Source organism: Variovorax sp. IB41, from assembly GCF_016405905.1.
GTDB lineage: Bacteria > Pseudomonadota > Gammaproteobacteria > Burkholderiales > Burkholderiaceae_C > Variovorax.
In genome coordinates, this window is record NZ_JAEFCB010000007.1 from 38,930 (window position 1) to 44,929 (window position 6,000).

At 67.7% G+C, this 6,000-nt stretch carries 7 protein-coding genes; 1 reads left to right on the forward strand and 6 read right to left on the reverse strand.

The genetic code is table 11. The annotated features are described in order from the left end of the window. Positions 1-62: 62 nt before the first annotated feature. From JC881_RS14820 to JC881_RS14845, 6 genes are all read right to left on the reverse strand, one after another. Positions 63-236 carry a hypothetical protein gene (locus JC881_RS14820; RefSeq protein WP_198786477.1) on the reverse strand — a complete coding sequence of 58 codons (174 nt, stop codon included), beginning with the start codon at positions 234-236 and terminating at the stop codon, positions 63-65. A gap of 96 nt (positions 237-332) precedes the next feature. Beyond that, positions 333-1,343, reverse strand: a complete 1,011-nt coding sequence (locus JC881_RS14825; RefSeq protein ID WP_198786478.1) for a Bug family tripartite tricarboxylate transporter substrate binding protein — start codon at positions 1,341-1,343, stop codon at positions 333-335. Between the two features lie 80 nt (positions 1,344-1,423). Further along, positions 1,424-2,416 (reverse strand): Bug family tripartite tricarboxylate transporter substrate binding protein, encoded by a 993-nt coding sequence (locus JC881_RS14830; RefSeq protein WP_198786479.1) that lies wholly within the window; start codon positions 2,414-2,416, stop codon positions 1,424-1,426. Then, positions 2,416-3,621: a 3-oxoadipyl-CoA thiolase gene (pcaF, locus tag JC881_RS14835; RefSeq protein WP_198786480.1), complete on the reverse strand. Its 1,206-nt coding sequence runs from the start codon at positions 3,619-3,621 to the stop codon at positions 2,416-2,418. Before pcaF ends, JC881_RS14830 begins: the two co-directional genes overlap by 1 nt. Before the next feature lie 29 nt (positions 3,622-3,650). Beyond that, positions 3,651-4,313: a 3-oxoacid CoA-transferase subunit B gene (locus JC881_RS14840; RefSeq protein ID WP_269823170.1), complete on the reverse strand. Its 663-nt coding sequence runs from the start codon at positions 4,311-4,313 to the stop codon at positions 3,651-3,653. After that, entirely contained in the window at positions 4,310-5,011 is a 702-nt protein-coding gene (locus JC881_RS14845; RefSeq protein WP_198786481.1) for a 3-oxoacid CoA-transferase subunit A, read from the reverse strand. The genes JC881_RS14840 and JC881_RS14845 overlap by 4 nt, the downstream gene beginning before the upstream one ends. A gap of 118 nt (positions 5,012-5,129) precedes the next feature. Here JC881_RS14845 and JC881_RS14850 point away from each other — a divergent pair, with 118 nt between their 5' ends. Then, on the forward strand, positions 5,130-5,915 hold the full coding sequence (locus JC881_RS14850) for an IclR family transcriptional regulator domain-containing protein (RefSeq protein ID WP_198786482.1): 786 nt from the start codon (positions 5,130-5,132) through the stop codon (positions 5,913-5,915). Positions 5,916-6,000 lie beyond the last annotated feature (85 nt).

Genomic DNA, 6,000 nt, shown 5'->3' on the forward strand with positions numbered 1-6,000 from the left:
TGCTGACACCATCGGCTGCCGTTGTCTAGGCATCGAAGTCGGGTTGAAAACCTACGCGGTGTTCAGATTGCCGGCAGCACGTCGCCGTCGCTAGGGTGGCGAGCGCTAAACAGCGCGCGTGTGGTGCTGAAGGTGCTCGCCGGCCACGTCGACGTTGCGGGTGGTAGCGCAATGCGGTGGCTGCCGTCCAGGAGCATTGCCGATTGGAAGACATTGCCGCTGATGCCGATCGGCATCGAGATCGTTGCGCGGCCATCGACGGCGAACGCACCGGCGGCGGTCACTCCGCGCGGGACGCACGGAGCGACGGGCCGGGCTTCAAGCCCCGGTGCTCAATCCAGCGAAACGTTCGCCTTCTTGATCACATCCCCAAACCGCTTCGTCTCACTCGCCACGAACTGATCGAACTGCGGCCGCGTCGTCGGAAACGGCTCATACCCAAAGCTCTTGAACTTCTCCAGCACGTCCGGTTCGGCCAAGCCCTTCTCGATATCGCGCTTGATCTTCTCGGTCACCGAGGCGGGCAGGCCCTTGGGCACTGCAATGGCGTTCCAGCCGATCACCTCGAAGCCCTTGGGGCCGCCCGATTCGGCGACGGTCGGCACGTCGGGGAAGGCGGCGTTGCGCTGGGGCGCGGCCACGGCCAGGAAGCGCAGCTTGTTCGCGCGCTGCAGCGGGCCGGCGGTGGCGCTGCTGCCCAGCGCAAAGGCCAGCTCGCCGGTCGCGACGGACGTGTAGAGCTGCGTGGTTTCCTTGTAGATGATGTGTTCCATCTGCGTGCCGGTGGCCGACTCGAACAGCTCCGAGCCCAGGTGCACCGGGTTGCCGACCGACCACGAGCCGTAGTCCAGCTTGCCGGGGTTGGCCTTGGCGTCGGCGATGAGGTCGCCCACGGTCTTGTACTTGCTGTTGGTGGCAACGGTGAAGAAGAAGTAGGTCTTGAAGAGCGGCAGCAGCGTGTCGAAGTCCTTGGCGCTGTCGTAGGGCAGCTTCTTGAAGAGCGCGGGGTATGCGGCCAGGTGCACGTTGTCGAGCACGATGATGTCGTGGCCGTCTTTGGCGCCGCGCTTGAAGGCGTCGATGGCGATGAAGCCGTTGCCGCCCGGGCGGTTTTCCACCACCACCGGCTGGCCCCAGGCGCGCGAGAGCTTGTCGGCCACCAGGCGCGCAACGCCGTCGGGGCCGCCGCCGACCGGGAACGGCGTGATGATGCGCACGGGCTTGGTGGGGAATGTTGCCTGTGCGGCCTGCGCCGATGCGGTGACGGGCGCGAGCGCGGCGGTGGCCAGCGCGAGTGCGGCGGCCACGCCAATGGCGCGTCGCGTTGTGTTCGACTTCTTCATCCTCTGATCCTCTTCTTTCGGTTCTCTTGGTTTGAAACTTCTCTCAGGCGGTTCTTCTGCCCGCCTGATTCGGGCTGCGGTTACTCCACCACCGCGCCCGAGCTCTTGACGATCGCCGCCCACATCGCGCTCTCCCGCGCGATGAGCGCCGCGTACTCGGCGGGCCCGCCGAGCAAGGGCACGGCGCCTTCTACGTCGAGGCGCGACTGGAATTCTTTTTCTCCCGCCACCTTCAGCATCTGCGCCGCGAGCTCTTTCACGAACGCATCGGGCGTGCCGCGCGGCGCGAGGATGCCGTAGGTGAGCGTGCTCTCGAAGCCCGCGAGTTCGCGCAGGCTGGCCGCAGCTTCGGCCACGGTGGGCACATCGGGCAGCGTGGGCAGGCGCTTGTCGCCGGTGACGGCAATCGCGCGCAGCCGCCCGCCCTTCACGAGCGCGAGCGCGGGCGGGATGACGCTGAACATCATCTGCACCTGCCCGCCCGCCAAGTCGGTGAGCGCGGGGTTGGTGCCCTTGTAGGGAATGTGATTGAGCTTGGTGCCGGTGCGCTGCGCGAAGAGCTCGCCGGAGAGATGCCCGCCGGTGCCGCTGCCGCTGGATGCGTAGTCGAGCATGCCGGGCCGCGCCTTCGCCTCGGCCACGAGGTCGGCCACGCTGCGCACCTTCGATGCGGCGGGCACCACGAGCACGAGCGCCGATGACGCGAACATCGCCACGGGCACGAGGTCTTTGCGCGCATCGAACTTCAGGCCCTTGTAGAGCGCGGGGTTGATCGACACGGTGCCCGTGTGGCCGAGCAGGAGCGTGCTGCCGTCGGGCGCGCTGCGCACCACCTGCTCGGTGCCGAGGTTGCCGCCCGCGCCGGGCTTGTTGTCGACGATGACGCCGGACTTGCGCAGCTCGCCCAGGCCCTTGGCCATCTGGCGCGCGAACACGTCGTTGCCGCCGCCGGCCGCGAAGGGCACGACGATGCGGATCGGCTTGGCATCGGCCTGCTGCGCGTAAGCGGGCACGCCCGCTGCCGCCAGCAAACCGAGCAGCAGCTCGCGCCGCGCGAGGCCGACCATCGCCATCAGACGCGTTCCAGGATCACGGCAATGCCCTGCCCCACGCCGATGCACATCGTGCACAGCGCGTAGCGGCCGCCGCCCTTGTGCAGCTGGTTCACCGCGGTGGTGGCCAGACGCGCGCCGCTCGCGCCAAGCGGGTGGCCCAGCGCGATGGCGCCGCCGTTGATGTTCACGCGCGCGTCGTCGTCCTTCAGGCCCAGGAGGCGCAGCACGGCGAGGCCCTGCGCGGCGAAGGCTTCGTTGAGTTCGATGACGTCGATCTGGTCGATGGTGAGGCCGGTGAGCGCCAGCACCTTCTGCGTGGCCGGTGCGGGGCCGATGCCCATCACGCGCGGCGCGACGCCCGCGGTGGCCATGCCGACCACGCGGGCGCGGGGCGTCAAGCCATGCTTGGCCGCGCTGGCTTCGTCGGCCAGCAGCAGCGCGCAGGCGCCGTCGTTCACGCCGCTGGCATTGCCCGCGGTCACGGTGCCGTCGGGGCGCACGATGGGCTTGAGCTTGGCCAGCGCCTCCAGCGTGGTGTCACGCGGGTGCTCGTCCTTGTTGACGATGAGGGCGTCGCCCTTTTTCTGGGGCACGGTGACGGGCACGATCTCGGCATCGAAGAAGCCGGACTTCTGCGAGGCCACGGCGCGCAGCTGCGAGTTGAGCGCCATCAGGTCTTGCGCCTCGCGCTCGATCTTGTAGTCGGTGGCCACGTTCTCGGCCGTCTCGGGCATGGAGTCGACGCCGTACTGCGCCTTCATGAGCTTGTTGACGAAGCGCCAGCCGATGGTGGTGTCGTACACCGCGTTGTTGCGGCTGAAGGCGCTCTCGGCCTTGGGCATGACGAAGGGCGCGCGGCTCATGCTTTCCACGCCGCCGGCGATCATCAAGCCGGCTTCGCCGGCGCGGATGGCGCGGGCTGCCGTGCCGACCGCATCGAGGCCCGAACCGCACAGGCGGTTGATGGTCGCGCCGCCGAGTTCGAGCGGCAGGCCCGCGAGCAGTGCCGACATGCGCGCGACGTTGCGGTTGTCTTCGCCGGCCTGGTTGGCGCAGCCGTAGAGCACGTCGCTCACGGCCTGCCAGTCGACGTTCTTGTTGCGTTCCATCAGTGCGCGCAGGGGCACTGCGCCCAGGTCGTCGGTGCGCACGCTGCTGAGCGAGCCGCCGTAGCGGCCGAAGGGGGTGCGAACGGCGTCGCAGATGAAGGCTTGGTTGGTCATGTGGTCTGTCTCTTGAATGGTTGAACGGGTCAGGCAGCGATCGGCAGGCCGACGAGCTTCTCGAGCTCTTCGCGCGTGAGGCCCTCGACGAGGTCGACGAGCTTCAGGCCCTGCGGCGTGCATTCGAGCGTGGCGAGGTCGGAGTACACGCGCTTGACGCACCCGATGCCGGTCAGCGGATAGGTGCATGCCTCGACCAGCTTGCTCGTGCCCTGCTTGGTGAGCAGGTCCATCATCACCCACGTCTGCTTGGCGCCGATGGCCAGGTCCATCGCGCCGCCGACGGCGGGAATGGCGTCTTTCTCGCCGGTGTGCCAGTTCGCGAGATCGCCCGTGGCCGACACCTGGAACGCGCCGAGCACGCAGATGTCGAGGTGGCCGCCGCGCATCATCGCGAAGCTGTCGGCATGGTGAAAGAACGAGCCGCCCGGCAGCAGCGTGACGGGCTGCTTGCCGGCGTTGATGAGGTCGTAGTCTTCCTCGCCGGCCTCGGGCGCAGGGCCCATGCCGAGGATGCCGTTCTCGCTTTGAAGAATGACCTCGCGGCCCTGCGGCAAATGATTCGCCACGAGCGTGGGCTGGCCGATGCCCAGGTTGACGACGGCGCCGTCGAAGATGTCCTGCGCGACGCGGGCGGCCAGCTGGTCCTTGGTGCGGCGTGTGTATGTGGTGGTCGGGGTGGTCATGTTCATGCTGCCTTCTTGAAACCGCCGGCTTGCGTCGCCACGCGTTCGATGCGCACCACCTGGTGCACGAAGATGCCCGGGGTCACGACAGTCTCGGGGTCCAGGGTGCCGAGTTCGGCGATGTCGTGCACGGTGGCCACCGTTTTCCTGGAGGCCATGGCCATCACCGGGCCGAAGTTGCGCGCGGCCTTGCGGTAGACCAGGTTGCCCCAGCGGTCGCCGCGCTCGGCCTTGATGAGCGCCACGTCGCCGTGGATGGGGTACTCCAGCACGTACTGCTTGCCGTCGATCTCGCGCGTTTCGCGGTTGCCCGCGAGCTCGGTGCCGTAGCCGGTCGGGCAGAAGAAGGCGCCGATGCCGGCGCCCGCGGCGCGGATGCGTTCGGCCAGGTTGCCCTGGGGCACGAGTTCGAGCTCGATCTTTCCGCTGCGGTACAGGCCATCGAACACCTGGCTGTCGGCCTGGCGCGGAAAGCTGCAGATGATCTTGCGCACGCGCCCGGCCTTGAGCAGCGCCGCGAGACCGGTCTCGCCGTTGCCCGCGTTGTTGTTGACGACGGTGAGGTCACGGGCGCCCTGCTCGACGAGGCCGTCGATGAGTTCGCCGGGAATGCCGGCGGTGCCGAAACCGCCGATGAGAACCGTGGCGCCGTCGGGGATGCCCGCGAGGGCATCGGCGACCGAGCGCGCGATCTTGTTGATCATGAAGCTTGTCTCCGGGTGGATCGAAAAGGAACGGAAGGGGAAGCGAAAGAGGTCGACTCAAAATGTTCGCATACAGAACATTTGTTCGTATAATGAATTCTAGAGAGAATCGCCCCCCATGACAACCATCACGAAACCACCTGAAACACCCGCCCCCGGCGACAGCTACGTGCAGTCGTTCGCGCGCGGCCTGCAGGTGATCCGTTCGTTCAGCGAGAGCGCGCCGCGCCAGACGCTGAGCGAAGTCGCCGCGGGCAGCGGCCTCACGCGGGCGGGCGCGCGGCGCATCCTGCTCACGCTGCAGACGCTGGGTTATGTGGTGACCGACGGCAAGCTCTTCACGCTCACGCCGCGCATCCTGGACCTGGGCTTTGCATACCTCTCGTCGATGCCGATCTGGAACCGCGCCGAGCCGGTGATGGAGGCGCTGGTGCAAGAGGTGCAGGAGTCGTGCTCGGCCGCGGTGCTCGATGCGACGGACATCGTCTACGTGCTGCGCGTGCCGACGAAAAAGATCATGCACATCAGCCTGGGCGTGGGCTCGCGGCTGCCGGCGTATTGCACGTCGTTAGGCCGGCTGCTCTTGGCCGATCTTGAAGACGACGAGGTGCGCGCGCGGCTCGAAGCCTCGAGCATCGAGGCGCTCACCAAGCACACGGTGACCGACATCGACGCGCTCATGGCCAAGGTCGCGCAGGCGCGCAGGCAACAGTGGTGTCTCGTGAACCAGGAGCTCGAAGAGGGCCTCATCTCGGTGGCGGCGCCCATCGTCAGCAAGCAGGGGCGCATGGTGGCCGCGCTCAACATCAGCGGACAGGCGAACCGCACGAGCGCCAAGGTGATGCAGGAGACGATGCTGCCGGCGCTGATCGACGCGGCCAGGCAGGTCTCGCGGCTGCTCTAGGCAACTCGCGCACAGCGGCCCAAGGCCGGAAACACCGAGGAGCCGGCTTCGCCGGCCTCAGGTGTTGCCCGCGGCAGGGGGTAGG

Bases quoted from the DNA above. Each gene is read 5' to 3' on its own strand.
- JC881_RS14820 (WP_198786477.1), bottom strand. From the start codon at position 236: ATGCCGATCGGCATCAGCGGCAATGTCTTCCAATCGGCAATGCTCCTG.
- JC881_RS14825 (WP_198786478.1), bottom strand. From the start codon at position 1,343: ATGAAGAAGTCGAACACAACGCGACGCGCCATTGGCGTGGCCGCCGCA.
- JC881_RS14830 (WP_198786479.1), bottom strand. From the start codon at position 2,416: ATGGCGATGGTCGGCCTCGCGCGGCGCGAGCTGCTGCTCGGTTTGCTG.
- pcaF (WP_198786480.1), bottom strand. From the start codon at position 3,621: ATGACCAACCAAGCCTTCATCTGCGACGCCGTTCGCACCCCCTTCGGC.
- JC881_RS14840 (WP_269823170.1), bottom strand. From the start codon at position 4,313: ATGAACATGACCACCCCGACCACCACATACACACGCCGCACCAAGGAC.
- JC881_RS14845 (WP_198786481.1), bottom strand. From the start codon at position 5,011: ATGATCAACAAGATCGCGCGCTCGGTCGCCGATGCCCTCGCGGGCATC.
- JC881_RS14850 (WP_198786482.1), top strand. From the start codon at position 5,130: ATGACAACCATCACGAAACCACCTGAAACACCCGCCCCCGGCGACAGC.